General features: G+C 59.2%; 23 protein-coding genes. 9 read left to right on the top strand and 14 right to left on the bottom strand.

All coding sequences use genetic code 11. The features are described from left to right. Positions 1–140: 140 nt before the first annotated feature. Together AKU94_RS06230 and AKU94_RS06225 are read right to left on the bottom strand one after the other, a co-directional pair. Complete coding sequence (locus tag AKU94_RS06230) at positions 141–2,588, bottom strand: GcvT family protein (protein ID WP_050526436.1); 2,448 nt, start codon at positions 2,586–2,588, stop codon at positions 141–143. Positions 2,589–2,600: 12 nt separating this feature from the next. Then, the gene (locus AKU94_RS06225) at positions 2,601–3,482 is read right to left on the bottom strand and encodes a choline kinase family protein (RefSeq protein ID WP_050526435.1); all 882 of its coding nucleotides are present in this window, start codon (positions 3,480–3,482) and stop codon (positions 2,601–2,603) included. A 203-nt stretch (positions 3,483–3,685) separates the two neighbouring features. Here AKU94_RS06225 and AKU94_RS06220 point away from each other — a divergent pair, with 203 nt between their 5' ends. Together AKU94_RS06220 and AKU94_RS06215 are read left to right on the top strand one after the other, a co-directional pair. Next, complete coding sequence (locus AKU94_RS06220; RefSeq protein WP_050526434.1) at positions 3,686–4,465, top strand: DeoR/GlpR family DNA-binding transcription regulator; 780 nt, start codon at positions 3,686–3,688, stop codon at positions 4,463–4,465. A 150-nt stretch (positions 4,466–4,615) separates the two neighbouring features. Beyond that, positions 4,616–5,923, top strand: a complete 1,308-nt coding sequence (locus AKU94_RS06215; protein WP_050526433.1) for a short-chain fatty acid transporter — start codon at positions 4,616–4,618, stop codon at positions 5,921–5,923. Between the two features lie 80 nt (positions 5,924–6,003). Here AKU94_RS06215 and AKU94_RS06210 read toward each other — a convergent pair whose 3' ends face one another. From AKU94_RS06210 to AKU94_RS06170, 9 genes are all read right to left on the bottom strand, one after another. Next, complete coding sequence (locus AKU94_RS06210) at positions 6,004–7,986, bottom strand: TonB-dependent receptor domain-containing protein (protein ID WP_050526432.1); 1,983 nt, start codon at positions 7,984–7,986, stop codon at positions 6,004–6,006. 233 nt (positions 7,987–8,219) lie between these two features. Beyond that, positions 8,220–9,101 carry an energy transducer TonB gene (locus AKU94_RS06205; RefSeq protein ID WP_050526431.1) on the bottom strand — a complete coding sequence of 294 codons (882 nt, stop codon included), beginning with the start codon at positions 9,099–9,101 and terminating at the stop codon, positions 8,220–8,222. Continuing rightward, the gene (locus tag AKU94_RS06200; protein ID WP_050526430.1) at positions 9,098–9,520 is read right to left on the bottom strand and encodes an ExbD/TolR family protein; all 423 of its coding nucleotides are present in this window, start codon (positions 9,518–9,520) and stop codon (positions 9,098–9,100) included. The genes AKU94_RS06205 and AKU94_RS06200 overlap by 4 nt, the downstream gene beginning before the upstream one ends. 2 nt (positions 9,521–9,522) lie before the next feature. Then, entirely contained in the window at positions 9,523–9,900 is a 378-nt protein-coding gene (locus AKU94_RS06195; protein WP_050526429.1) for an ExbD/TolR family protein, read from the bottom strand. After that, entirely contained in the window at positions 9,897–10,556 is a 660-nt protein-coding gene (locus tag AKU94_RS06190) for a MotA/TolQ/ExbB proton channel family protein (RefSeq protein WP_232295697.1), read from the bottom strand. The genes AKU94_RS06195 and AKU94_RS06190 overlap by 4 nt, the downstream gene beginning before the upstream one ends. A 46-nt stretch (positions 10,557–10,602) precedes the next feature. Beyond that, on the bottom strand, positions 10,603–11,358 hold the full coding sequence (locus AKU94_RS06185) for an iron ABC transporter ATP-binding protein (protein WP_050526427.1): 756 nt from the start codon (positions 11,356–11,358) through the stop codon (positions 10,603–10,605). Continuing rightward, on the bottom strand, positions 11,355–12,296 hold the full coding sequence (locus tag AKU94_RS06180) for an iron chelate uptake ABC transporter family permease subunit (RefSeq protein ID WP_050526426.1): 942 nt from the start codon (positions 12,294–12,296) through the stop codon (positions 11,355–11,357). Before AKU94_RS06180 ends, AKU94_RS06185 begins: the two co-directional genes overlap by 4 nt. Further along, positions 12,289–13,242 carry an ABC transporter permease gene (locus AKU94_RS06175; RefSeq protein WP_050526425.1) on the bottom strand — a complete coding sequence of 318 codons (954 nt, stop codon included), beginning with the start codon at positions 13,240–13,242 and terminating at the stop codon, positions 12,289–12,291. The genes AKU94_RS06180 and AKU94_RS06175 overlap by 8 nt, the downstream gene beginning before the upstream one ends. Positions 13,243–13,279: 37 nt before the next feature. Next, positions 13,280–14,170: a siderophore ABC transporter substrate-binding protein gene (locus AKU94_RS06170; RefSeq protein ID WP_050526424.1), complete on the bottom strand. Its 891-nt coding sequence runs from the start codon at positions 14,168–14,170 to the stop codon at positions 13,280–13,282. A 120-nt stretch (positions 14,171–14,290) separates the two neighbouring features. Between AKU94_RS06170 and AKU94_RS06165 the strand changes: the two genes are divergently transcribed. The 6 genes from AKU94_RS06165 to AKU94_RS06140 all read left to right on the top strand — a co-directional run bounded on the left by AKU94_RS06165 (position 14,291) and on the right by AKU94_RS06140 (position 19,281). Then, the gene (locus AKU94_RS06165; protein WP_050526423.1) at positions 14,291–14,590 is read left to right on the top strand and encodes a DUF2218 domain-containing protein; all 300 of its coding nucleotides are present in this window, start codon (positions 14,291–14,293) and stop codon (positions 14,588–14,590) included. Between the two features lie 150 nt (positions 14,591–14,740). After that, positions 14,741–15,358: a TetR/AcrR family transcriptional regulator gene (locus AKU94_RS06160; RefSeq protein ID WP_050526422.1), complete on the top strand. Its 618-nt coding sequence runs from the start codon at positions 14,741–14,743 to the stop codon at positions 15,356–15,358. 45 nt (positions 15,359–15,403) lie between these two features. Next, positions 15,404–16,267 (top strand): glutathione-dependent disulfide-bond oxidoreductase, encoded by an 864-nt coding sequence (gene yghU / locus AKU94_RS06155; RefSeq protein ID WP_050526421.1) that lies wholly within the window; start codon positions 15,404–15,406, stop codon positions 16,265–16,267. Between the two features lie 31 nt (positions 16,268–16,298). Next, positions 16,299–16,976, top strand: a complete 678-nt coding sequence (locus AKU94_RS06150; protein WP_050526420.1) for a glutathione S-transferase family protein — start codon at positions 16,299–16,301, stop codon at positions 16,974–16,976. 465 nt (positions 16,977–17,441) lie between these two features. Continuing rightward, positions 17,442–18,389 (top strand): tRNA dihydrouridine(20/20a) synthase DusA, encoded by a 948-nt coding sequence (gene dusA, locus AKU94_RS06145; RefSeq protein WP_050526419.1) that lies wholly within the window; start codon positions 17,442–17,444, stop codon positions 18,387–18,389. 73 nt (positions 18,390–18,462) lie between these two features. Then, on the top strand, positions 18,463–19,281 hold the full coding sequence (locus tag AKU94_RS06140; RefSeq protein ID WP_050526418.1) for a sulfite exporter TauE/SafE family protein: 819 nt from the start codon (positions 18,463–18,465) through the stop codon (positions 19,279–19,281). Here the strand turns inward: AKU94_RS06140 and AKU94_RS06135 are convergent. From AKU94_RS06135 to ccmI, 3 genes are read right to left on the bottom strand one after another with little or no spacing between them, the layout of a single operon-like run. Beyond that, on the bottom strand, positions 19,278–19,511 hold the full coding sequence (locus AKU94_RS06135) for a DUF1289 domain-containing protein (RefSeq protein WP_050526417.1): 234 nt from the start codon (positions 19,509–19,511) through the stop codon (positions 19,278–19,280). The genes AKU94_RS06140 and AKU94_RS06135 overlap by 4 nt on opposite strands. Continuing rightward, positions 19,508–19,990, bottom strand: coding sequence for a Holliday junction resolvase RuvX (ruvX, locus tag AKU94_RS06130; protein WP_050526416.1), 483 nt, complete (start codon positions 19,988–19,990; stop codon positions 19,508–19,510). Before ruvX ends, AKU94_RS06135 begins: the two co-directional genes overlap by 4 nt. Further along, positions 19,987–21,195, bottom strand: coding sequence for a c-type cytochrome biogenesis protein CcmI (ccmI, locus tag AKU94_RS06125; protein WP_050526415.1), 1,209 nt, complete (start codon positions 21,193–21,195; stop codon positions 19,987–19,989). Before ccmI ends, ruvX begins: the two co-directional genes overlap by 4 nt. 222 nt (positions 21,196–21,417) lie before the next feature. Between ccmI and AKU94_RS06120 the strand changes: the two genes are divergently transcribed. Beyond that, the gene (locus tag AKU94_RS06120) at positions 21,418–22,665 is read left to right on the top strand and encodes a sarcosine oxidase subunit beta family protein (RefSeq protein ID WP_050526414.1); all 1,248 of its coding nucleotides are present in this window, start codon (positions 21,418–21,420) and stop codon (positions 22,663–22,665) included. Positions 22,666–22,706 lie beyond the last annotated feature (41 nt).

The following is a 22,706-nucleotide window of genomic DNA, read 5'->3' as shown; positions in this document are numbered from 1 at the left end:
TGTAAAAATATGCGGCCGTTGACCGGCCTTGTCATCAGTTGGACCGGGTCGGATCGCCCCGTCGGATTTCATGCCTATGGACCTTGCAAGACCGGCCCTGCAATGCAGAGCCGGTTGTGGTCACTGGTTTTTATGTGCCGTCACGCCTTCACACGCGACATGCTCGGGTCATAGAGCGGGACCATATGCACCTCGCATGGGACGCGCTCGGTGCCGACCTCCAGCTCATAGCTGCCCGCCTCGACATAGGCGCGGGTAACGCCCTCGGGGTTGCGCACATAGCCGTAGCCGATGGATTTTTCGACCGTATAGCCAAAGCCGCCGCTGGTCAGCCAGCCGACACGTTCACCGTCGCGGTAGATTGTCTCGCGGCCCAAAAGCACCACGGACGGATCGGTGGTAAAGCAGGCAATCAGCTTTTTGACGCCGGCTTCTTTTTGGGCCTGCGCCGCCTCACGTCCCTTGAAAGGAATGTCCTTGCGCAGCTTTACCGCCCAGCCAAGGCCGGACTCGAACGGCGTGTGATCGGGACCGATATCGGAGCCCCAAGCACGATACCCCTTTTCCAGCCGCAGCGATTCAATCGCACGGTAGCCCGCATTGACCAGCCCGTGTTCGGCCCCCGCCGCCATGATCGCATCATAAACGGTGGTGGCGAATTCAACGGGCAGGTGAAGCTCCCAACCCAATTCGCCAACATAGGTGACGCGCAGCGCATCGGCCCGGCAGCCTGCGATACCAATGGGTTTAAGCGTGCCAAAGGGGAAGGCCTCATTGCTGATATCATCACGGGTGACCGCGCTCAGGATATCGCGTGCCTTTGGCCCCATCAACGTCAGCACCGCCCGCGAGGAGGTCACATCGAAAAGCTGACAGTTGTAGCCCTCGGGGATATTGCGCTTGATCCAGTCGAAATCATGGGTGGCAAAGCCGGTGCCGGTGACGATGTAGAACTCTTCCTCGCCGATGCGCCCGATGGTCAGATCGCTTTCGATGCCTGCGTGATCATTGAGCATCTGCGTATAGGTCAGGGTTCCCACGGGCTTGTCGACATCATTGGAGGCGATCCAGCTTAGCGCCTTCAGCGCATCAGGGCCTTTGAGGATGAATTTGGCGAAAGAGCTTTGATCGAAGAGGGCCGCTGCCTCACGCGCGGCGCGATGTTCGCGCCCGACCGCGGCAAACCAGTTCTGGCGCTCAAAGCTGTAGGTGTCTTTGGGTGTCTCTCCGAGGGATTTATCGGCAAACCAGTTCGGACGTTCCCAGCCCAGCTTTTCACCGAAACAGGCGCCTTGTTTTTCCAACCGGTCATAAAGCGGCGATTTACGGCAAGGCCGACCCGAACGGTTTTCCTCATGCGGCCATGCCATTGTGTAATGTTTGGCATAGGCTTCAACGGTACGGGTGCGGACCCAATCGGTGTCGAAATGCGGCACACCAAAGCGGCGGATATCGGCGGACCACAGGTCAAACGGCGGCTCCCCTTTATGGACCCACTCCGCCAGCGCCATCCCCGCGCCGCCACCTGCCGCGATGCCAAAGGCGTTAAAGCCGGCACCGACATAGAAGTTCTTCAGCTCGGGCGCCTCACCGATGATGAAATTGCCATCCGGCGTAAAGCTTTCGGGACCATTGGTCAGGGTTTTGATACCGGCCGTTTCAAGGGCAGGGACGCGACCAAGCGCCAGCTCCATCAACTGTTCAAAATGGTCAAAGTTGCTGTCGAGCAGGGAGTAATGGAACCCTTTGGGAATGCCGTTATTGGCCCAAGGGATCGGGTTCGGCTCATAGCCGCCCATGACCAGCCCGCCGACCTCTTCCTTGTAATAGGTCAGCCGGTCGGGATCGCGCAGGGTTGGCAGATTGGCGGTTACCCCCTCAATGGCCTCGGTGACCATATATTGGTGCTCCATCGACACCAGCGGCACATTGACGCCAAATTTGGCGGCAAAGGCGCGTGTCCATTGACCGGCACAACAGATCACCCGCTCACATTCGATGCGGCCCTTGTCGGTAATGACGGCGCGAATTCGGCCCTTTTCGATCTCAAGATCGATAACCTTGGTGTCTTCAAAGATCGAAGCCCCCGCCATCCGCGCACCCTTGGCCAAGGCTTGGGTGATATCGGAAGGATTTGCCTGACCGTCCGTCGGCATGAAGGCCGCGCCGACCACATCATCGACATTCATCAACGGCCAGAGCTTTTGCGCCTCGGAAGGGGTCAACAGCTCCATCTCCAGCCCGAAACTATGGGCGGTTGTGGCCTGACGCTTGACCTCGGCCCAACGTTCCTCATTACAGGCCAGCCGCAGCCCGCCGTTCATCTTCCAGCCGGTGCCCAACCCGGTTTCGGCCTCCAGCTTGTTGTAAAGATCAACCGAATAGCCCAGCAACTGGGTGATATTGGCGTTTGAACGCAGCTGGCCCACAAGGCCCGCAGCATGAAATGTGGTGCCCGAGGTCAGCTTCTTGCGCTCCAGCAGGACGGTATCGGTCCAGCCCAGCTTGGCAAGGTGATATGCCGTAGAGACCCCGACGATCCCCCCCCCGATGATTACAGCTTTGGCAGATGTTGGCAGGTCAGTCATTCAGGTCGGTCCTTATATAGTCTTGAAATCAGCATAGGAGTGCCGAAAGGCATCAAGGTTTTCAGCGGTGTAGGCGGCATAGTTGAAGTCCAGTTCGGAGGTGAGCTCCGACACCATGCTCCACATGGTTTCGCGCAAGAGCGATGCGCATTTCATGGCCGAATAGCGGTGCAACAACTCGCCCGTGACAGGGGTCTCGAAATACTGTTCCAGACAGGCTTGCTCTTGTTTTTCCGACAGGTTGTTATTGGATGCCAACCCACCAAGATCGAATAACGGGCTGTTGAAACCGGCATAATCATAATCGATAAGCCACAGACGCTTGCCGTCATCCAGAATATTTCCTGCCAGCAAATCATTATGGCCAAAGACCACATCAAACGGGCCGGCAGCGGCCTCTAGCGCATTGCCATGGCTGACCAACTCGTCAATCAGATCGGCATAGGTACTACCGCGTTCGGACAGGGTGGCACCGTAATCGCGGATCACATGGAACACCCAAAAGATCAACGCCGGACCGCGCAGGTGTTTGGGCACCTCTTGGTGGCAGCATTTTACCAGATCGATGATCCGGGGCAGCATTTCGGGGGCGGTGACATCCTCTGGCGTCAGCGTGTGGCTGTCGACGAAATCAAGGACAGTGATCGCAGGCTCTGCATATTTCACGCGGGGGGCGACACCGGCGGCATAGGCGGCATGCATCGCGCTCAGCTCATTGAATCGCATGACGTGATGTTCGGGGATGTCAGAGCCAACGCGCACCGCATATCGCCCTTCGGCATCCTCGGCCAGAAAGTTGAGGTTGGTAATGCCACCCTCCAGAGGCGAAAGTGAAACATCGCCCACCCAACACGGCAAAGCTTTTATGCCCCGAATGCGTTCCCTATGGTCCATCCTGTCCCCTTCCACGGTGCAAAGTGTTCGATTTAATCGGGAACACTAGGCTTCCCCCACTAAAACCGTGCATTAACGTTCATCTTCTGTCAATAAAAACACATTTAGCCACATACGTTTTTTTCCCTGTGCTTAAAATTTGGCATTTTGTGGCAATCGTTTTCGTCGTATTGCTCATAAACAACAAAACACCCCGAGCCCTTATGACCCAAGACGCCAAAACCACAAATCAACGCGAAGAAGAAATTCTGACAGAGCTGCGCCGGGCGGGCGGCTCTTGTCGGGTGAATTTTCTGGCGGAACGTCTTGGCGTGTCCAAGGAAACCATCCGGCGCAACCTCCGCTCGCTAGAGGATAATGCGATCGTGCGCAAGGTGCATGGCGGTGTCCATCTGGTGCACCGGCTGCATGAGGCGCCATTCCAGAACCGTATGGATGAAAAGTCATCGGTCAAAGAGCGGCTTGCCGCGCGGGTGGCGGGGCTGATCAGCGACGGGGATTCGGTTTTTCTCGATGTCGGTTCCAGCACGGCCTATGTTGCCATGGCGCTGCGCGCGCATAAAAAGCTTTACGTTGTGACCAACTCGATTTTCGTGGCGCAGACCCTTTCGATGCGCAATGGCAACCGGGTGTTTCTGGCGGGAGGAGAGTTGCGCCCCCATGACGGCGGCGCGTTCGGGGCCGAGGCGCTGGAGCTGGTCGGGCGGTTCAATACCCAGTTCGCAGTTTTTTCCATCGGGGCGGTCAATGCCGAATCCGGGTTCATGCTGCATGATTTCCAAGAGGCCAATATCGCCCGTATAGCGGCCCGGAACGCGCAGGTGTGCATCGTCGTGACCGTTGCCGAGAAATTCGCAAAACGCGCGCCGGTTATGCTCGATCATGCCGACCGCTTTGACATATTGGTGTCCGATGCCCCCCCGCCGGATGATATCGGCAGAATGCTCAAGGGGCATGGGATCGAGTTTCTGCCGGCAGAATAGGCCCATCTTGGCAGATGAGGTGGGGCAGGGGCGTGATGCCACCTGACGGTTTCCAGAAAGACAGGCGCACCAATAGCATAGCCTTCTGCATGGCAATCTTTAATAGTACAGGCTAGAGCCGATTGTCATAATCTGGAATAGGAGGATTCCATGCTTAATTTCTTGTCACGGCCAATGGTGCGTCTTGTCGACCGCTACTTGCCCGATCCTTTCGTTTTCGTTCTGGTGCTGACCCTGATTGCCGGTCTGGCGGCGGTCTTTACCCAAGGGACCGGCCCGGTAGAGGTCGTCACGATGTGGGGCGACGGGTTCTGGACCTTGCTCACCTTCTCAATGCAAATGCTGTTGGTGCTGGTTACCGGTTATATGATGGCCTCGACGCCGCTGGTGCGCCGCGGGCTTTCGGCCCTTGCGGGCATGGCAAGCAGCCCCGGCTCTGCGATCTTGCTGGTCAGTTTCGTGTCCCTTGCAGCCTCCTGGATCAACTGGGGGTTCGGCTTGGTTGTCGGCGCATTATTCGCGCGGGAGCTGGCGCGGACAATCCGCGTTGATTACCGCTTGCTGGTCGCTTCGGCCTATTCCGGATTCATCATCTGGCATGGCGGGCTGGCGGGTTCGGTGCCGCTTTCGATTGCAACCGAAGGCCATCCCTTTGCCGATATCACGGGGGTGATCCCAACCTCGGACACCATTTTCGCGGTGTATAACCTCGCGATCGTGATCGCCTTGTTCATCGTGGTGCCCTTTGTGAACCGTGCCATGCTGCCGCGCGAAGAGGATGCGATCTATGTCGATCCTGCCTTGCTGGTTGAGGATGACGCGGAACAACCCGCACTCTCGACACCGGCCGAGCGTATGGAGAACAGCTATGTGCTCTCCATGCTGATTGGTGCAGCGGGCCTTGCGTGGTTGATCCAGTATTTTGCTGCCGGAAACGGGTTGTCGCTGAACGTCATCAACTTCTTGTTCCTGACATTGGCGATCTTGTTGCACGGGACGCCGCGCCGTTTGCTGAACGCGCTGACGGATGCGGTCAAGGGCGGGGCGGGCATTGTGATCCAGTTCCCCTTCTATGCGGGGATCATGGCGATCATGGTGCAATCGGGCTTGGCTGCCAGCATCTCTGAGGGGTTGGTCGGTCTGGCGACGGCCGCATCCTTGCCGTTCTGGTCGTTCATCTCGGCGGGGATCGTCAACTTCTTCGTGCCCTCGGGTGGCGGCCAATGGGCGGTGCAGGCCCCTGTGATCCTGCCCGCAGCACAAGCGCTTGGCGCCGATCTTGCGCGCACCTCGATGGCTGTGGCCTGGGGGGATGCCTGGACGAATATGGTGCAGCCTTTCTGGGCGCTGCCGATCCTTGGGATTGCCGGTCTGCGCGCCAAGGACATCATGGGCTTTTGTGTCGTGCATCTGATCTTGTCGGGCATCATCATCTCAATCGGCCTGACATTCATCTGACCGATCACCCTTAGAGCGATGAAGAAAGGGCCCGCCATAGTCATGGCGGGCCCGATGTTTTACTGGCAAGATCCTATGCCCTAGAACTTGAGGTTTGCCCCCAGCGTAATCGTCCGCCCCGGCGCATAGACAGGATCGATCCCGCCACGGCTTGAGCTGGTCGCATAGCCAGAACGCTCAAAATAAGTCTTGTCAAACAGGTTGTCGACGCTAAGCCGTACCGCCAGCGTCTCATAGGAGGGCGGTGTCCATTCAGCATAGGCATTGACCACCGTATAGGCCTCTTGGTCATAAAACCCTGCCGCCGTCGCCACCGCATCCGAGATCTTTCCGGCCCATTCGACCGTCGCCCCGACCGTCAGATTCTGGTTGGGCAACTCGTGGTCGACATAAAGCGTCGCCATATCGCCCACCGGCATGAAAGTGCCGCTGTCTGGCAATGCCGAGACGCCGCCTTGGGTGACATCTGCTGAGGTAAAGGTCGCCCCCACACGGGTATCACCAAAATCATAGCTGCCGTTCAATGTCACACCGCGGCTGCGGAACTCGTCAGGGTTGTTATGCAGGCTATAGCTTGCGGCATCATAGCCATAGGTGGGCAACCCGTTCAGCTTGGTGTCAAAAAGCGTCACGCCACCTTTCCAGTTATCCCCGCCAAAATTCGCGCCAAGTTTGATGTTCTTGGCCTCACCGGTGCTAAAGGACGGATCGGTAAAGAAAGCATCTGTGCGGGCGTGGACATAGCCGTAATCCCCGATGACATAGCCAAGCCATGTCTGGGATGCACCGGCAAAGAACTCCAGGTTGTCATTGACCTTATAGGCCAGGGTCCCGTTGATGCTGCCGCCGCTGTCGGAAAAGCGGTTGCCGTCCCAATCGGTAAAGCGGTGCGCATCATAGCGCGCGCCCGTGGACAGGTTGATACCATTGTCAAACTCAAACCGCCCCTGCACAAAGGCACCGATCTGGCTGGTCGAGAAATTGCGGTAACGGCGGTCGTTCACACCGTAGTTGTCGGTGTGGTAATCATGCTGGTTAAAGTCGACACCAGCGGTGATCTTGCCCGCGCCAAGCGCAAAGGTGTTTTGCAACTTACCGCCGAACAGATCTTCTTTCAGGACCATATTCCCATTGGTGCGGCCTGTGGAATAGTTATCGCGCCAATAATCGCTTTGGCTGAAATAAACCGTGGCCTCGGGGTCCCAGCTGTCGGTGGGGTTAGTCGAGGTATAGGTCAGCTTGACAGAGTCGCGGCTGATCTTGAGCGGGTGCAGCTCATCCCCTGCAAGCCCGAGGTTCATCTTGATCAGACGGTCGGCCTCATCGCGGCTGCGCTCAAAGCTCAGCTCGACCCGGCTGTCTTCGAATTCATAACCGAATTTTGCAAGCAGCGCATTCGACGCGGGCTCTGTGCCCTCAACCGTGATGCCATCCCCGCTTTCGTAATCAGAGCCATCTGTCTTGCTGACCATCACGAACCAGTCAAGATTTTCATAGCGACCATAAGAGGCAAGGCTTCCCGATGCGCCACGCCCGTTGGTGCCATAAGACAGGGCAACGCGGCCGCCGGTGTTCTGGCCTTCTTCCAACAGATCATCCGCACCGACCGTTTCATAGCGGATCGCACCCGCAGCGGCGGCAAAGCCTGAATCAGCGGCCGCCGCACCGGCCTCTACCTCAACCCGTTTCAGGAAAACGGGATCGATGACGTTCGACCCGGTGTGATGCCAACTCGTCGCGGTTTGCGGCACACCGTCGACGCTGACGGCAAGGTTGGATTGCTCCATCCCCAGCACGTGGATTTTCTTGCCCGGGCTGGCACCGCCCGAAACGGTGACAGTCGATTCGCGCGCAAACAGCTCCGATACATCGGCAGGTTGAAGTGCCTCCAGATCGTCTTGTGTCAGAACGGTGCCGCCGGTCGCCTCGATGTTATCTTCACCCTCGCGGATGATATTGATCGGGTCCAGAACGAAGGCGCCGCCTGCCTCTTGTGCATGAATCGCACTGGATAGGGCCAGAAGTGAAACGCCCGTCCACGATAGGGTTTTGGTATATTGCATTATTGCTCCGGTTCGTAGGGAAGGGATTTTGATATGTGATGACATATACCCAAGCAAAACAATAAGAAATAGATTAGTGCATTGAAAAACATCTATTTAATGAATTTTACGCAGTCGATTTTTTGAGAAAATGCACATCAAAATACCCCTTCCGACGGCGTATAGCTGATCAGAGCAATTTGGGCTGTGGCTGGCTGTAGACGGGCTGGCGCTGTTTGTATTTCGGTAAAATCCTAGCGCGAGAACCTCATCGAAAGATTGAATCTGTACTGTGATTCGGTCAGCCCCTTGGGGGCAGCGGCAAAGCTTCGTGCAGCTTTGACGGCTTTGATCGCCGCCTGGTCCAGGGCGGCATTGCCCGAGGATTTGGCCACCGAGACATCGATCAACGCGCCTGCGCGGCTGACGGTCAACCCCACAGTGACGGTGCCCGATGCCCCGCGCGCGGCAGAAGGGTAGGTTCTGCGCCGCTCAATCCGGGAGCGGATGCTGGCCCCCCAGCTGGCGCGCAGGTCGTTCAATGTCGCTTTGGACAATGTGGCTGCGGCGGATCTGCCGCCTGTGCCCGCCTGCGTTCCATTACCGGCACCGCTTGCCTTTTGGGCCGGACGTGCCGCTGATGGCGCGGCTTTCTTGGCAGGTTTTTTGGGCTGGGGTTTGGATCTCTGTTGCGGATCCGGTTTTGCGGGCGGACGGACATCGACCGTTGGTGCGGGCTTGTAGTCCGGCTCCGTCACCTTCGGGGGCGGCGGCGGCGGCAGGCTTATGTCCGCCTCGGGCAGCGCGGCAGAGAGGCTTGGCAATGCCATCGGAGCGGGCGCCTGTGTCGGCGTCTGTGTCGGGGCCTGTACCGGGGGGGTGGGCAGTTTCGGGGCCTCGATGCTTTGGCTGGGTTGCTGGGGCGGCGGCTCGGCGGCTTGCACGGGTTGCGGGGGGGCGTCCCAATCTTCTACCATTTCGGCGATCGAGGCATTCGCGGCCTGCAATGACAGCAGATCCTCACCTCCTGCCCCCGCAGAGATCGCACCGACCGGGGCAGGGCGCAGCGCAAAAGCGCCCACATGCAGGCCAAGGGCAAGGGCGATGGCAACGCCCGCTTGGATGCGTCCGTTCATGGTGTGCCCCCCGATTGCGCTACGAGTTCGATCTGCATAAAGCCAAGCGCCGAGATCCGGGGCAGGATCGCGGCCAGCTTCTCGGCGGGCAGGGCGGTATCTGCGCGCAGGGTCAGCCGGGGGGCAGCGGCCTCGCAATCGGCCAACTCGCAATAATCGGTTCGCGCGGTTTCCAGCATCTGCAAGGCGGCATCCCCTTCGGTGTCATGAAACCCGATCAGCCCGTCGGCGGCAAGATAAAGCGTGAAGGCACCCTCGGCCTCGGCCTCGGATTCTGCCTCGGGCGGGGTGACGGGGAAAGGCTCGGGGGGTGTCATCTTGGCGGAAATCAGAAAGAAGATCAGCAGCAGGAACACGACGTTAATCATGGGCAGCAGGTTATCTTCCTTGCGTTTCGGGGTTTGGGTGCTGAAATCCATGACTACTCCACCAAGACAAGCCGGGAAAATCCCGCGGCAGCAAGACCGTCCATCACACCCACAAGGGCCTGTAGGTCCGCCCCGTCACGCGCGCGCAGGACAATCGCATCTTCGGGGGTTTCTGTCAGGCCCTGCAGCGCCTCGACCAGCGCGTCTTGGGGCATGGCGATCCCGTTGAGGCGGACCTCATCGGCGACCAGCTCCACCAGCCTTGGCGGGCCGCTATAGCTGCCGCCCGATCCGGCAGAGGAAAGCGGGATCACACGATCTGCCCCGAAACGAGAGACCAGCATGAAAAACACCAACAGCAGGAAAACCACGTCGATCATCGGCGTCAAATTGGGCCTGCGCCGGGGTTTGGATGCGCCGAAACTGATCATTTCCGGGACCGTTGCGTGCTGTGCAGGATGCGGGTGGCGCTGTCTTCCATATCGTGGCGCAGGCTGTCCAACACACTTTCAAACCATGTCAGCGCGACCGAGGCCGGGATCGCCACGGCCATGCCCGCCGCCGTGGTCAGCAATGCCTCCCAGATACCGCCGGCAAGGGCTGCGGGATCGGCGCGCGATCCGGCCTCTTGCAAGGCCTGAAAGGCCGCGATCATGCCGGTCACCGTCCCCAAGAGGCCCAACAACGGACCGATGGTCGATGCCAGTTCCAACCCGCGCAGGCCGCTGCGTGCGCGCAGCAAAAGCCCGCGTGCCACACGTCCGGTTTCCGCCTCGGCCGCGGTTTGGTCCAGATCCGGGTTCAAGCTGGCCTGCATGGCCGCACGGGCCAGCATCGCGCGCAAGGAGCGGCGTTTCTCAAGGGATGCGATGGCCTCATCTTTCTGACCATTGGCCCAAAGGGCAAGGGCGGCCTCGGTGCGCGCGCCCCCCGACCATGCCCCCAGCGACAACAGGCGCATCGCCTTCCACAAGATCAGGGCAACCGTGATAACCGAAAGGGTGGCAATGGCCCACATGGCCGCACCGCCCATGCCGACAAAGGTCAAAAGCCGGTCAATCGCATCTTGGAGGGGGAGGTTGGTCATTGGTTCCATGGTGTTTCACTTTGCTATTGGGGCAGGGCATCTTGGGTTAAAGGTGGTGCAGGACAAGGGGCTTTCCGTCAATCTCGGTGACACGCAGATCCATGCCGTAAATATCGCCCAGCACCTTGCTGGTACAGACGGCTTGGGGCGGGCCTTCGGCGGCAATCCGCCCGGCCTTCATCGCGACGATATGATCGGCCCAGACCGCGGCATGATTGATGTCATGGACCACAACGACAACGCTGCGCCCTGCGGCGCGCAATGTGACAAGCTGTGCCATGATACGGCGCGCAAAGGCCATGTCGAGGGCCGCCAGAGGTTCATCCAGAAGCAGCCAATCCGCCCCCTGCGCCAAGGCCATCGCAATAAAGGCGCGCTGGCGTTGCCCGCCCGAGAGCGCCTCAAGGAAACGATCACCCAGCGCGATCAGATCAAGGGCGACAAGGGCATCATTGACTTGCTGTACATCCTCGGCGGTCGGGCGGCCTTGGTGGTGCGGCCAGCGGCCAAAGGCCACCAGCTCACGCACCCGCAAGCGACTGCCAAGCGTGTTGGTTTGCGACAGGATCGCCATCAACCGCGCCAGATCACGGCTGGGCGTTTGCACCGTATCGGCCCCGTCAACGCTGATGCGCCCGCTTTGCAAGGGCATCAGCCGCCCGATCAGCGACAAAAGCGTCGATTTCCCCGCGCCATTCGGCCCGACCAATGCTGTGACCTTGCCCTTCGGGATCTCAACCGAGATGTCATGCAGGATTTCGGTCTTGCCGATGCTGTGGCTGACCCCTTCGACGCAAATCATCGCATCCGTCCTTTCAACAAAAGCCAGAGGAAAAACACCCCGCCCGCAAATTCGATCACCACCGAAAGCGTGGATTGCAGCCCCAAAAAGCGTTCAAACAGGGTTTGCCCGATGACCAGCATCAGGCAGCCCACCAGAATGGCCATGGGCAACAGCCGTGCGTGCCGGGCAGAGCCTGTCAGCTCATGCGCAAGCCCCGACACCAACAGCCCGAAAAAGGCAATCGGCCCGACCAATGCCGTCGCAACCGACACCAGTACCGCAACCATGATCAAGGCCACGATCACAAGCCGGTCATGCGCCAGCCCCAGCGAAACCGCGATCGGCTGACCAAGGGCAAGCACATCCAGACGCGGCGCCATCCAGAGCGCGACCCCGATTGTGCCAATACACAGCGCCCCCGTCACCGGCAGCAGCGCAGGCTCTATCGCGGTGAAGCTTGCAAAACTTGCGGCCTGAACCACGGCAAAAGCATTCGGGTCGATGATCCGCGCCAGAAACCCCGAGAAAGAGCGGAACATCACCCCGAAAATCACGCCCGTCAGCACCAGCCTTGCGATATCCTGCGTGCCGCGCCCCAACAGCGTGCCAAAGAGCATAAGCGCGGCCAGGGTCATGAAAACCACCTCGATGCCGAATTTAGCCGAGAGCGACAACCCGGCATATCCGCCAACCCCGAGCCCTGCGACCAATGCCGTTTGCATCAGGATATAAAGCGCATCAAACCCCATGATTTGCGGTGTCAGGACACGGTTACGGCATAGGGTCTGGAAAACCATTGTCGCAACCGCGATTGCCGCCCCGACCAAGAGCATTCCCGCCAGCTTGGGCGCGCGCAGGCCCAGAATGAACTGCCAGCGCGGTCCAAGCCCCCAAAACAGATAGGCCGCACAGGCCACAACCAGCGCACCCGTCAAAGCTGTCAATCGCCTATCCACCTGAAGGCTCCCGATACAAAAGCCACAGAAAGATCGCAGAGCCGACCACACCCAAGATCGTCCCGACCGGCACCTCATAGGGAAAACGCACCAGCCGTCCCAAAATATCACAAGCCAGAACCAATGTGGCACCACCCGCCGCCGTAACCGGCAAGGTCCGGCGCAGGTTGTCACCCATGCGCCGCGCCACGATATTGGGCACCACAAGCCCGACAAAGGGGATCATCCCCACCGTTACAATCACCAGCGCGGTCACAACAGAGACCACCACAAGCCCCAGCCGCATCACCGCATCGGGATTAAGGCCAAGGCCGGTTGTTGTCTCTCGTCCGAGGCTGAGGATGGAAAACTGATCGGCGGCAAACCATGCCAGTGCCGCAGCCCCCGCAGCCAGCCAAAGCAATTCATATCGCCCCGCAATGACGCCGGAAAATTCACCCGTCATCAACCAGATACTGATGAGCTGTAAAAGATCGGTTTGCCAGCCGATAAATGTCACCACCGCCCCCAGTACCCCCGACAGGATCAACCCAACCACAGGCACCAGCAAAAACTCGCGCGGGGGGAGGCGGCGGATCAGTTGCAAAAACAGGGCCGTGCCCGCCATCGCCGCAAGGCTGGCCACCACCATCTTGATCCAGATCGGGGCCTCTGGCGCAATCAGCGTTACCGCCAACAGGCCAAGGGCCGCGCTCTCGGCGGTGCCGGTGGTGCCGGGTTCGACGAAACGGTTACGGACCATCTGTTGCATCACCACCCCTGCCACGGCCAGGGCCGCCCCGGTCAGGATCACCGCAAGCGTGCGAGGTAACCGCGAAACGGTCATAATCAACGCCATATGCGGATCGCTGAAAAGGCCGGTCATGCCGATGCCCGCAGCACCGATCAACAGGCTGGCCGCCGTCAAGGGCATCAACAGGCCGATAAGGATGAGGGTGGGGCGCATGGGAATACTGGCCGGGGCATATACCCCGGCCCTTTGCCTATTTGGTGAATGCGGTTTTCAGCTCGTCCAAGGTGGTGCTGAGCGAGGTATAGCCACCCCCGGCAATATAAAGCGGCGCGGCTGACAGATAGACGATCTGACCTTTTTGCGCCGCGGTTGTTCCGGCGACCAGCGGATTATCCAGGGTCGTCTGCGCCGAGGACGCCTCGCCAATCGCAACGCTGCGGTCGACCACGATCAGCCAGTCGGGATTGGTTTCGGCGATAAATTCAAAGGAGACCGCATCGCCATGCACCTCGGGGTTGAGGTTCTCAAACGCTTCGGGCAGATCAAGCGCCGTATGCAGCCAGCCAAAGCGCGACCCGCGCCCATAGGCCGAAACTTTCGGGCCGTTGGTCATGAGGATAAGCGCGTTGCCTTGATCAGCCGCGGCCGCTTTTACATCCGCAAGCCGCGCATCCAGTTCGCCCGCAAGGGCTGCGGCCTTATCGGTTTTATCGAAAAGCTTGCCATAGGCGTCGATATTTGCCTTCGCGCTGGCAATGGTATCGGTGCCGATTGTCATATCGATCGTGGGGGCAATCTTGGACAGGGGCTGGGCCTTGGTTGCGGAGCGCCCGCCAACAATGATCAGATCCGGCCCCAGATTTGCCAAGGCCTCCATATTCGGCTCAAACAAAGTCCCGACAGGCTGGGTGCCCAGATCCCCAAGGTAATCGACATAGAGCTTGTCCGGCGCCCCCACCAATGTGACGCCAAGCGCGGTCAGCGTATCAACCGACGCGACATCAAGCGCTGCGACCCTGGAGGGGTTATGGGCGGTTGCCACCTCACCTTGGGCGGTCTGGATAAGAATATCCTCGGCCATAACCGCGGGGGCGGCAAAGAGGGACAAACCAAATAGCGCAGCACAAGCAATGCGGTTCATTGCAGTCTCCTTATGACTCATGGCGTGGCTAATAATTTGGCTTCGCTGTTTTGTGACGACCTAGCGGCTTGCGCTCAAAAGGTAAAGATATATGTATAGTAAAAAAGTAAGGAATACGACATGCTCACATCCACGGCCCATTACCCGACACAGCACGCATCAAAATACCTGCAGCAACTGTGCAAGCATTTTGCCCATAAGGTCGCCGTGACCAATGATGCGCAGCAAGGCTCTGTGGCGCTGGAGGCAGGCCCGGCAGAACTGTCTGCCGATGAGAGTGGCTTGACGATACGGGTCACGGCCGAGGACGCGAAGGGAATTATCGGTGCGCGTTTTGTATTCGACATCCACCTTGTAACCTTTGCCCACCGCGAAGGGTTTACCGGGCTGAGCTGGGAAATGTCACCTGAGTCTCCTTGACCGGCAGAGGCTTCAATAACGCGGTCCGTTGAGGTGCCAACAAAGACACGCGGGCGGGTTATCAAATGACTGTGATGGGTTCGTTTTTAATTGAGTGATCGCTCATAAACTTTTACAAGAGGGGCGATTGTCCAGTGTAGAAGCATGCCCATGAGCAGACCAACCCAATATGATCGAGAAGAAGCCTTGCAAAAGGCCATGCTGATCTTTTGGAAAAAAGGCTATCATGCGACCTCTCTCAAGGATCTGGAAAAGGGGCTGAATATGAAGCCCGGAAGCATCTATTGCGCCTTTTCCAACAAAGAGAACCTCTATCTTCTGGCCCTTGAGCTTTACGTCGGACGCTCGGTGACGCGGTTTCAGGCGCATATGGATCAGGCCGCCTCTCCTTTGACGGGGCTGGCTGAATATCTGCGCGGCTTTGCGCGCAACGGTGCCAATGGCGGCGCGCCCCAAGTCTGCATGCTGACCAAGACCTTGGTGGATGTCACCTCGACCGCCCCCGAGATTGCAGCCCAGGCCAAAATCCACCTCAAACAGATCCGTCAGGCCTTTGCCGATGGTTTCGCGCGCGCCAAGGCGGCGGGCGAGTTGTCGGAAAAGGCCGATTGCGCACATCTTGCGCGGCGGTTCCAAGCTGCGGTCACTGCGCTGCGGTTCGAGTTGCATCTGGAAACCGATCAGACCGATATCGCGGCGCTGGCTGAAGATCTCGCACAAGAGATAGAGGCGTTGCGCAGCGAACGCCCGGATATTGCCCACCCCTAGGCGCCTCACAAGCGGCAGCCTTCAACCCGAAAAAGGAATGACACGATGACCGAATATACCCCCCCGAAGGTCTGGACATGGGATGCCGAGAACGGTGGCAACTGGGCCAAAACCAACCGCCCCATTGCAGGCGCAACCTTTGACGCAGAGCTGCCCGTCGGCAAGCATCCGCTACAGCTTTATTCAATGGGCACACCGAATGGCCAGAAGGTCACCATCATGCTCGAAGAGCTTCTGGCACTGGGCAAGACCGGCGCGGAATATGATGCCCATCTGATCAGGATCGGGGACGGCGATCAGTTCTCGTCAGGCTTTGTCGCCATCAACCCGAATTCCAAAATCCCCGCCCTGATGGACCGCGATACCGGCATCCGCGTGTTCGAGAGCGGCTCTATCCTGCTGTATCTTGCCGAAAAATTCGGGGCCTTTTTGCCAAAAGATCTGGCGCATCGCACCGAGGTCATGAACTGGGTGTTCTGGCTTCAGGGGTCGGCACCCTATCTTGGGGGCGGCTTTGGGCATTTCTACGCCTATGCGCCCGAGAAATTTGAATATCCGATCAACCGCTTCACGATGGAAGCAAAGCGGCAGATGGATGTGTTGGACCGCGAATTGGCCAAAAATGAATATCTGGGCGGCGACAGCTATACCATCGCGGATATGCTGACCTGGCCCTGGTACGGCAATCTGGTCCTTGGGAACGCCTATGATGCGGGCGAATTCCTGAACGTCGAAAGCTATACCAACCTGCGGCGTTGGGCCGAACAGATCCTCGCCCGCCCTGCGGTGCAACGTGGCCGGATCGTGAACCGCACCAACGGCCCGCTGAACGAGCAACTGCGCGAGCGTCACGACGCATCGGATTTCGACACCAAGACACAGGATAAAATCGAGAACGCGGGCAAGTAACCCATATTCCCCAATCTGACAGGACATATAAATGTTGAAATTCTATTATCACCCGACGCCAAACCCGCTAAAGATCGCGCTGTTTCTGGCCGAAACAGATTTGTCCTTTGAGCTGGTGCCAGTGGACACGGCTGCGGGCAAACAGCACAGTCCGGAATTCCGGGCCGTCAACCCCAACGGCAAGGTTCCTGCCATTGATGACGATGGCACGCTTGTGTTCGACAGCACGGCGATCCTGCTTTATCTCGCGGAAAAGACCGACAAGCTGGGCGGCGCGGCCGAGGATCGCGGTGCCATGCTGTCCTGGCTGTTGTTCATCGCCTCGGGGCTGGGGCCGTTTTCAGGGCAATGCGTTCACTTCCATCACAGCGCCCCCGAGGATATCCCCTATGCCAAGAACCGCTTTATGCGAGAGGCAGAGCGCCATTATCAGGTGCTGAATGACCATCTGAAAGGGCGCGAGTTTATCGTTGGCGACAGCTATTCCATCGCCGATATTTCTGCATGGGGTTGGGCCATTCGCGGGGATCGGGTGCTGGGCGGTGAGGGTCTTGCACGCTTTCCCGAGGTCGCGCGCTGGTTCAAGGCGATCAACGCACGCCCCGCCGTCGAGAAGGCGCTGCAAATCGGCAAGGATGAAACCTTCAAGACGCCCGGCGATGAGGCCTCGCTGCGCGCATTGTTCCCCAGCAACTACGCGCCGAGCTGATTCTATCCCGCTCTGAGACAGGGACTCAGGGCGGGATATCCATGAGGGGTTTCAGTTTCGGATCAATTGGAACGAGTTTCTTAAAAACGCTTTGTTTTACCGGGTATTTTAGAAATACAGATCGGCCGGTAAGGCCATCTTGGGGCCAGAACACCAAATACGTCACCTAAGTCCGTGGATGATCAGACCTGGTGTCGCAACGGGGCATGTAGTCTTTATTGGCAGTGCCGACCGATCCTGCACTTCATACCTCGGGATTTTGGCGATATGGGTTTCGATGCGGTGCCACGCATATCGTCAACATCTTCGGATGTGATCGGCGTAGAAAGCTGCTATTGGGTCACAAGCATTCTCGGAAAACCCGTGGTAACCTTGGAAAATGCACAAAAGTAAAGAAATTTCGGAATTGCTGTTATGTCGTCGAATTCAAAAGTAGAACTGGCCGCTCGGCTCAGTGTCGCCCCCATGATGGATTGGACGGATCGGCATTGTCGTTATTTCCACCGTCTGATGACCCGCCATGCGATGCTTTATACCGAAATGGTGACATCGCCGGCCGTTGTCCATGGCCCGCGAGAGCGGCTTTTGGGCCATGACAATGCTGAGCATCCCATTGCCTTGCAGCTTGGCGGCTCTGACCCGCAGGAATTGGCGCAAGCGGTGCGATTGGCGGCGCGGTTTGACTATGACGAGATTAACCTGAATGTGGGCTGCCCCTCGGACCGTGTGCAATCGGGCTGTTTTGGTGCGGTGCTGATGGAGCAACCGCAACTGGTGGCCGATTGTGTCAAGGCGATGCAGGCCGAGACGGACGTGCCGGTGACGGTCAAATGCCGGATTGGCGTGGATGATCAGGACCCCGCAACGGTCTTGCCTGCGTTTTTGGAGACAGTTGCCGGGGCAGGGGTATCGCATTTCATCATCCATGCGCGCAAGGCCTGGCTCAAGGGATTGTCGCCCAAGGAAAACCGCGAGGTGCCGCCTTTGGATTATCCGCTGGTGGTGCGGATGAAAGAGGAATTTCCAGAGCTTACGATCTGTATCAACGGCGGGATTGCCTCTCTGGATCTGGCGCGGGAGCTGTTGGGGCAGGGGCTTGACGGTGTGATGATCGGGCGTGCGGCCTATCATGATCCGGCCTCGGTCTTGATCGGCGCGGATGCGCTTTGGGGGGATGACCCCGGCCCGGATGCCTTTGAGGTGGCGGGTTTGATGCGCCCTTATATCGCAGATCATCTTACTACAGGCGGGCGCTTGCATCAGATCACGCGGCATATGCTGGGACTGTTTCACGGGCGGCCCGGCGCGCGCGCATGGCGACGGGTCCTGTCCGAAGGGGCCAGCCGTGAGGGTGCGGGGCTGGAGGTGTTTAACGCAGCCCTTGCCGAGGTCGAAAGCCAAATCCCGCAATAATCGGTCGGGCCAGTGGTATTGCCGCCACGACAAGGCTATTCATCGTAAGACTTTGATAAAAAGGCCCTATGACATGCCCGATCTTGCAACGCTTTTGCCGATGGTAGCCCTGTTGATGGCGATTGGCGCCTTCGCCGGTGTGATCGCCGGATTGTTGGGCGTGGGTGGCGGGATTGTACTGGTGCCTGCTTTCTTTTACGCCTTCAGTCATCTGGGCTATGGCGGGCCGGAGTTGATGCGGGTGTGTCTTGCGACGTCGCTGGCGACGATTATCTTGACCTCGGCCCGCTCGGTCATGGCGCATAGCAAAAAGGGCGCTGTGGAGTGGGAGGTCCTGCGCCGCTGGTGGCCCTATATCGGCTCTGGCGCGGTGATCGGGATGTTTGTGGTTTCCTCCTTGCGGTCCACCACGTTGCAGATCATCTTTGGTGTTCTGGCGCTGGGGGCCGGGCTTTACATGGCGCTTGGCAAATCGCATTGGCGGCTGGGACAGACCATGCCAGTGGGGAGAAAACGTGCGGGCGTTGGGACGGTGATCGGGTTCTTCTCGGTGCTGATGGGGATCGGCGGTGGATCTTTTGGCGTGCCTTTGATGACGCTTTACAATATTCCGATCCATCGGGCCGTGGCCACGGCGGCGGGCTTTGGCATCATCATCGCCGTGCCTTCGGTGGTCGGCTTCTTGTTCGTCCATATCGAGAATGCGCCACCTTTTAGCTTTGGGGCAGTGAACCTGCCGGCCTTTGGTATGGTGATTGCAATGACCTTGCTGACCGCGCCGATCGGGGCCGGGCTGGCGCATAAGATGAATCCCGCGCCGCTCAAACGGGTGTTTGCCGTGTTTATCACCTTGGTTGCGCTGAATATGCTGCGCAAAGTGATGATGGGTTAACGCGATTTAAGGCGCGCCTTGCGCCCGCCGCGGCGCAGGGCCAGAAGTTTGGCGCGTTCGGGCAAAACCGCCATGACCTCGCGCCGCGCCTCGGGGGTCATGCTGGACCAAGAGCCGATTTCATCCATGCTGCGGTAACAGCCGACGCAGATCCTTGCCTCGGGCTGGATCACGCAAAGCTTGACGCAGGGGCTCTCGATCTCGTCGCGTGCCCAAATTTCATCTGTCATGCCTGCCCCCGCTTGATATGCGCCAGCCGGTCCAGCGCCCCTTGCAAGATATAGCCGGCCGCGACGTGGTCAATCAGCTCTTTGCGACGTTTGCGCGACATATCCGCCTCGATCATCGCGCGCTCGGCGGCAACCGTGGACAGGCGTTCATCCCAATAGACCAAGGGCAGCGGACAAAGCCGTGCAAGGTTGCGGGCAAAGGCACGGGTGGCCTGAACGCGCGGCCCCTCGGACCCATCCATATTGCGCGGCAGGCCAAGGACCAGCCCCACCACCTCACGCGCCTCCAGCAGTTTGATCAGCGCCTCGGCATCGACGGTGAATTTCACCCGTTTGATCGTCAGCACCGGGGTTGCCACGCCGCGCATCCGGTCCGATATCGCCACGCCGATGGTCTTATCCCCGAAATCCAGCCCCGCCAGCGGGCCCATGGGCGGCAAGAGCGGGGCAAGATCTTCCATCTGCTCGAATTGGCTCATGGGGTAAGACCAGCGCCGCTGGCCGCGTCATTGATAATGCCCAGCTCGGCCTCACGACCGACAAAGTTTTGCTGTGCCTCAACCCAGATCGCGCGGGCACGGTCAGCCTCGCCCAAGGTGGCCAGCGCACCGATCAGACGTGCCCATTCCTGTGCCGTTCCGCCCTCGGTGGCCAGACGGTCGTTGAGCCCGTCAACCATAGAGCGGATCATCGCCTGCCGGTCCTCGGGGCTTAAATCCTCGGCAGCGGTGACATCGGCGGCACTGGGGCCGGGGGCCTCGGGCGGCAGGCTATAGCGGACACCGGCGGCCTGCGCGAGCGCTTCGATACGGCCACGCACTTCGGGGCGCCAGGGGCTGTCGGGGGCGGCAGTATCCAGGATTTCTTTCCAATAGCGAAATGTCAGATCATAGCGCCCGACCTGCATATTCGTGATGCCGCTGAAAAACAGCGCGGTGTCATTGGTCGGGTCGATGGCCAGCACGCGTTGCAAAATAAGATCCGCCTCGGGAGAGACCTGACCGTTTGCCGCCTGCACCATCAAGGTCGCCTGCGTCAGCAGGTCGCCAACCGTAACGTTGCCGCCCTTCAGCGCGATAACACGTTCCTGTGCCTGATAGGCAGCGGTCAGATTTCCCAGATTTGCCTCATTCCGGGCAAGCAGGGCCTGGCCTTGCAGGTCATCGGGGCGGGCGGCCACAGCCTCACGCAGACGTTCCACCAATGTCATGAACTCGGGGTCGACCTGGTTAAGCGGGGGGCGGGGCGGTGCGGCGGCCTCTAGCGTGGCTTGGTCGGGCCGGTTTGCGCGAAGCTCTTCGGCCATTTCAATGCGGGTTTTGAGCGGAAGGTCGCCATAGCCGGGCTGACCCAAATAGACGTAGCCGCCAAAGCCAGCGGCAAGCACCAGTGCGATGGTCATTAACACCGGCACCGAGGCAGGCCCTTGGCGCGTTACGTCACGGCTATCTGCGGCCCGATCAGCGGCCAGAAGGCGGCGGGCCACCTCAGAGCGCAGGCGCTTGGCCTCATCGGGGGCCACCACGCCGCGGGCGGCATCGCGCTCAATCTCGGCCAGCTGGTCGCGGTAAACCTGCTGGTCAAAGCTGGCGGCATCCGTGGCCTCGCGGTCCGGCTGGCGCAAGGCCCGGATCAAGATTACCGCCACCACCAGTGCAATCGCACCTGCCGCTGCCCAAAACATACTATCCGCCACGTGCCACCTGTCTCTTTTTGCCGTCTGCGACACATGTACCGCCTCCGGGCCACAGGCAAAAGCCTTAAACATCTTTGTGATTGGGACTTCTGGCCGCAGGTAATCACACAGATGTCGCAAATATATCCATTGTGCCGCTACTGGTTGCGGCTATACCTACAGTTTATAGGAAAAACACCCGTGAAACCCGCCATTGAGGGAGCGCTGCGCATGAAACGCTATTCGGTATTCGCCATCGCAAGAGAGGCGCTTCGCCACCATAGCGGCTGGGAAAAGGCATGGGCATCGCCGGTGCCCAAGGCGTCTTATGATGCGATCATCATCGGGGCGGGCGGGCACGGGCTGGCGACGGCCTATTATCTGGGCAAAAACCACGGCATCACCAATGTTGCGGTGATTGAAAAAGGTTGGCTGGGCGGCGGCAACACAGGGCGTAACACAACGATTATCCGCTCTAACTACCTGCAAGACCCTTCTGCCGCGATCTATGAAAAGGCCCGCTCTCTTTATGAGACGATGAGCCAGGACCTGAATTACAACGTGATGTTTTCCCCGCGCGGGCTGGTCATGCTGGCGCAAACCCATAGTGAGGTGCGCGGCTATTTGCGCACCGCCCATGCAAACGCCCTGCAAGGGGTGGAAACGCAATATATCGGCCCCGAAAAGGTGAAGGAGCTGATGCCAATCATCAACATCAACGGGCCACGCTATCCGGTTCTGGGCGGGCTTTGGCAAAAGCGGGGCGGCACCGCGCGCCATGATGCGGTGGCTTGGGGCTATGCCCGGGCCTGCTCGGCGATGGGGATGGATATTATCCAGCAATGTGAGGTGACGGGCGTGCGCTCCGATGCGGGCCGCGTTGTCGGGGTAGAGACCACCAAGGGCTTCATCGGGACTAAAAAGCTGGGTATGGTGGTTGCTGGCCATTCCGGCCAGCTTGCGCAAATGGCGGGCTTTCGCCTGCCGATAGAGGCGGTCGCCCTGCAGGCGCTGGTCTCGGAACCGATCAAACCCTGTATGGATGTGGTGGTCATGGCCAATACCGTTCACGGCTATCTGTCGCAATCGGACAAGGGCGAGATGGTGATCGGTGGCGGCACCGACGGGTTCAATAACTACACCCAGCGCGGATCGTTCCATCACATCGAGGAAACCCTGCGCGCCTTGGTTGAAACCTTCCCGATGATCTCGCGCCTAAAGATGTTGCGCCAATGGGGCGGGATTGTCGATATGACCGGCGACCGTTCCCCGATTATTTCCAAAACCCCGCTTGGCAACTGCTTTGTAAACTGCGGATGGGGGACGGGCGGCTTCAAGGCGATCCCCGGGTCTGGCTGGGCGATGGCCGAACTGATGGCCAAAGGAGAACCGGGACCACTGGCCGAAGCCTTCACGATGGACCGTTTCAAAGAAGGGCGGTTTATCGACGAAAGCGTGGCTGCGGGGGTGGCGCATTGACCTGTACCCCTGAATTTATTGATATGTCAGCCATGTCGTAC

It is taken from the genome of Pseudorhodobacter aquimaris, from assembly GCF_001202025.1.
Lineage (GTDB): Bacteria > Pseudomonadota > Alphaproteobacteria > Rhodobacterales > Rhodobacteraceae > Pseudorhodobacter > Pseudorhodobacter aquimaris.
This window is presented reverse-complemented; position numbering and strand designations above follow the sequence as displayed.

Bases quoted from the DNA above. Each gene is read 5' to 3' on its own strand.
- AKU94_RS06230 (WP_050526436.1), bottom strand. From the start codon at position 2,588: ATGACTGACCTGCCAACATCTGCCAAAGCTGTAATCATCGGGGGGGGG.
- AKU94_RS06225 (WP_050526435.1), bottom strand. From the start codon at position 3,482: ATGGACCATAGGGAACGCATTCGGGGCATAAAAGCTTTGCCGTGTTGG.
- AKU94_RS06220 (WP_050526434.1), top strand. From the start codon at position 3,686: ATGACCCAAGACGCCAAAACCACAAATCAACGCGAAGAAGAAATTCTG.
- AKU94_RS06215 (WP_050526433.1), top strand. From the start codon at position 4,616: ATGCTTAATTTCTTGTCACGGCCAATGGTGCGTCTTGTCGACCGCTAC.
- AKU94_RS06210 (WP_050526432.1), bottom strand. From the start codon at position 7,986: ATGCAATATACCAAAACCCTATCGTGGACGGGCGTTTCACTTCTGGCC.
- AKU94_RS06205 (WP_050526431.1), bottom strand. From the start codon at position 9,101: ATGAACGGACGCATCCAAGCGGGCGTTGCCATCGCCCTTGCCCTTGGC.
- AKU94_RS06200 (WP_050526430.1), bottom strand. From the start codon at position 9,520: ATGGATTTCAGCACCCAAACCCCGAAACGCAAGGAAGATAACCTGCTG.
- AKU94_RS06195 (WP_050526429.1), bottom strand. From the start codon at position 9,900: ATGATCAGTTTCGGCGCATCCAAACCCCGGCGCAGGCCCAATTTGACG.
- AKU94_RS06190 (WP_232295697.1), bottom strand. From the start codon at position 10,556: ATGACCAACCTCCCCCTCCAAGATGCGATTGACCGGCTTTTGACCTTT.
- AKU94_RS06185 (WP_050526427.1), bottom strand. From the start codon at position 11,358: ATGATTTGCGTCGAAGGGGTCAGCCACAGCATCGGCAAGACCGAAATC.
- AKU94_RS06175 (WP_050526425.1), bottom strand. From the start codon at position 13,242: ATGCGCCCCACCCTCATCCTTATCGGCCTGTTGATGCCCTTGACGGCG.
- AKU94_RS06170 (WP_050526424.1), bottom strand. From the start codon at position 14,170: ATGAACCGCATTGCTTGTGCTGCGCTATTTGGTTTGTCCCTCTTTGCC.
- AKU94_RS06165 (WP_050526423.1), top strand. From the start codon at position 14,291: ATGCTCACATCCACGGCCCATTACCCGACACAGCACGCATCAAAATAC.
- AKU94_RS06160 (WP_050526422.1), top strand. From the start codon at position 14,741: ATGAGCAGACCAACCCAATATGATCGAGAAGAAGCCTTGCAAAAGGCC.
- yghU (WP_050526421.1), top strand. From the start codon at position 15,404: ATGACCGAATATACCCCCCCGAAGGTCTGGACATGGGATGCCGAGAAC.
- AKU94_RS06150 (WP_050526420.1), top strand. From the start codon at position 16,299: ATGTTGAAATTCTATTATCACCCGACGCCAAACCCGCTAAAGATCGCG.
- dusA (WP_050526419.1), top strand. From the start codon at position 17,442: ATGATGGATTGGACGGATCGGCATTGTCGTTATTTCCACCGTCTGATG.
- AKU94_RS06140 (WP_050526418.1), top strand. From the start codon at position 18,463: ATGCCCGATCTTGCAACGCTTTTGCCGATGGTAGCCCTGTTGATGGCG.
- AKU94_RS06135 (WP_050526417.1), bottom strand. From the start codon at position 19,511: ATGACAGATGAAATTTGGGCACGCGACGAGATCGAGAGCCCCTGCGTC.
- ruvX (WP_050526416.1), bottom strand. From the start codon at position 19,990: ATGAGCCAATTCGAGCAGATGGAAGATCTTGCCCCGCTCTTGCCGCCC.
- ccmI (WP_050526415.1), bottom strand. From the start codon at position 21,195: ATGTTTTGGGCAGCGGCAGGTGCGATTGCACTGGTGGTGGCGGTAATC.
- AKU94_RS06120 (WP_050526414.1), top strand. From the start codon at position 21,418: ATGAAACGCTATTCGGTATTCGCCATCGCAAGAGAGGCGCTTCGCCAC.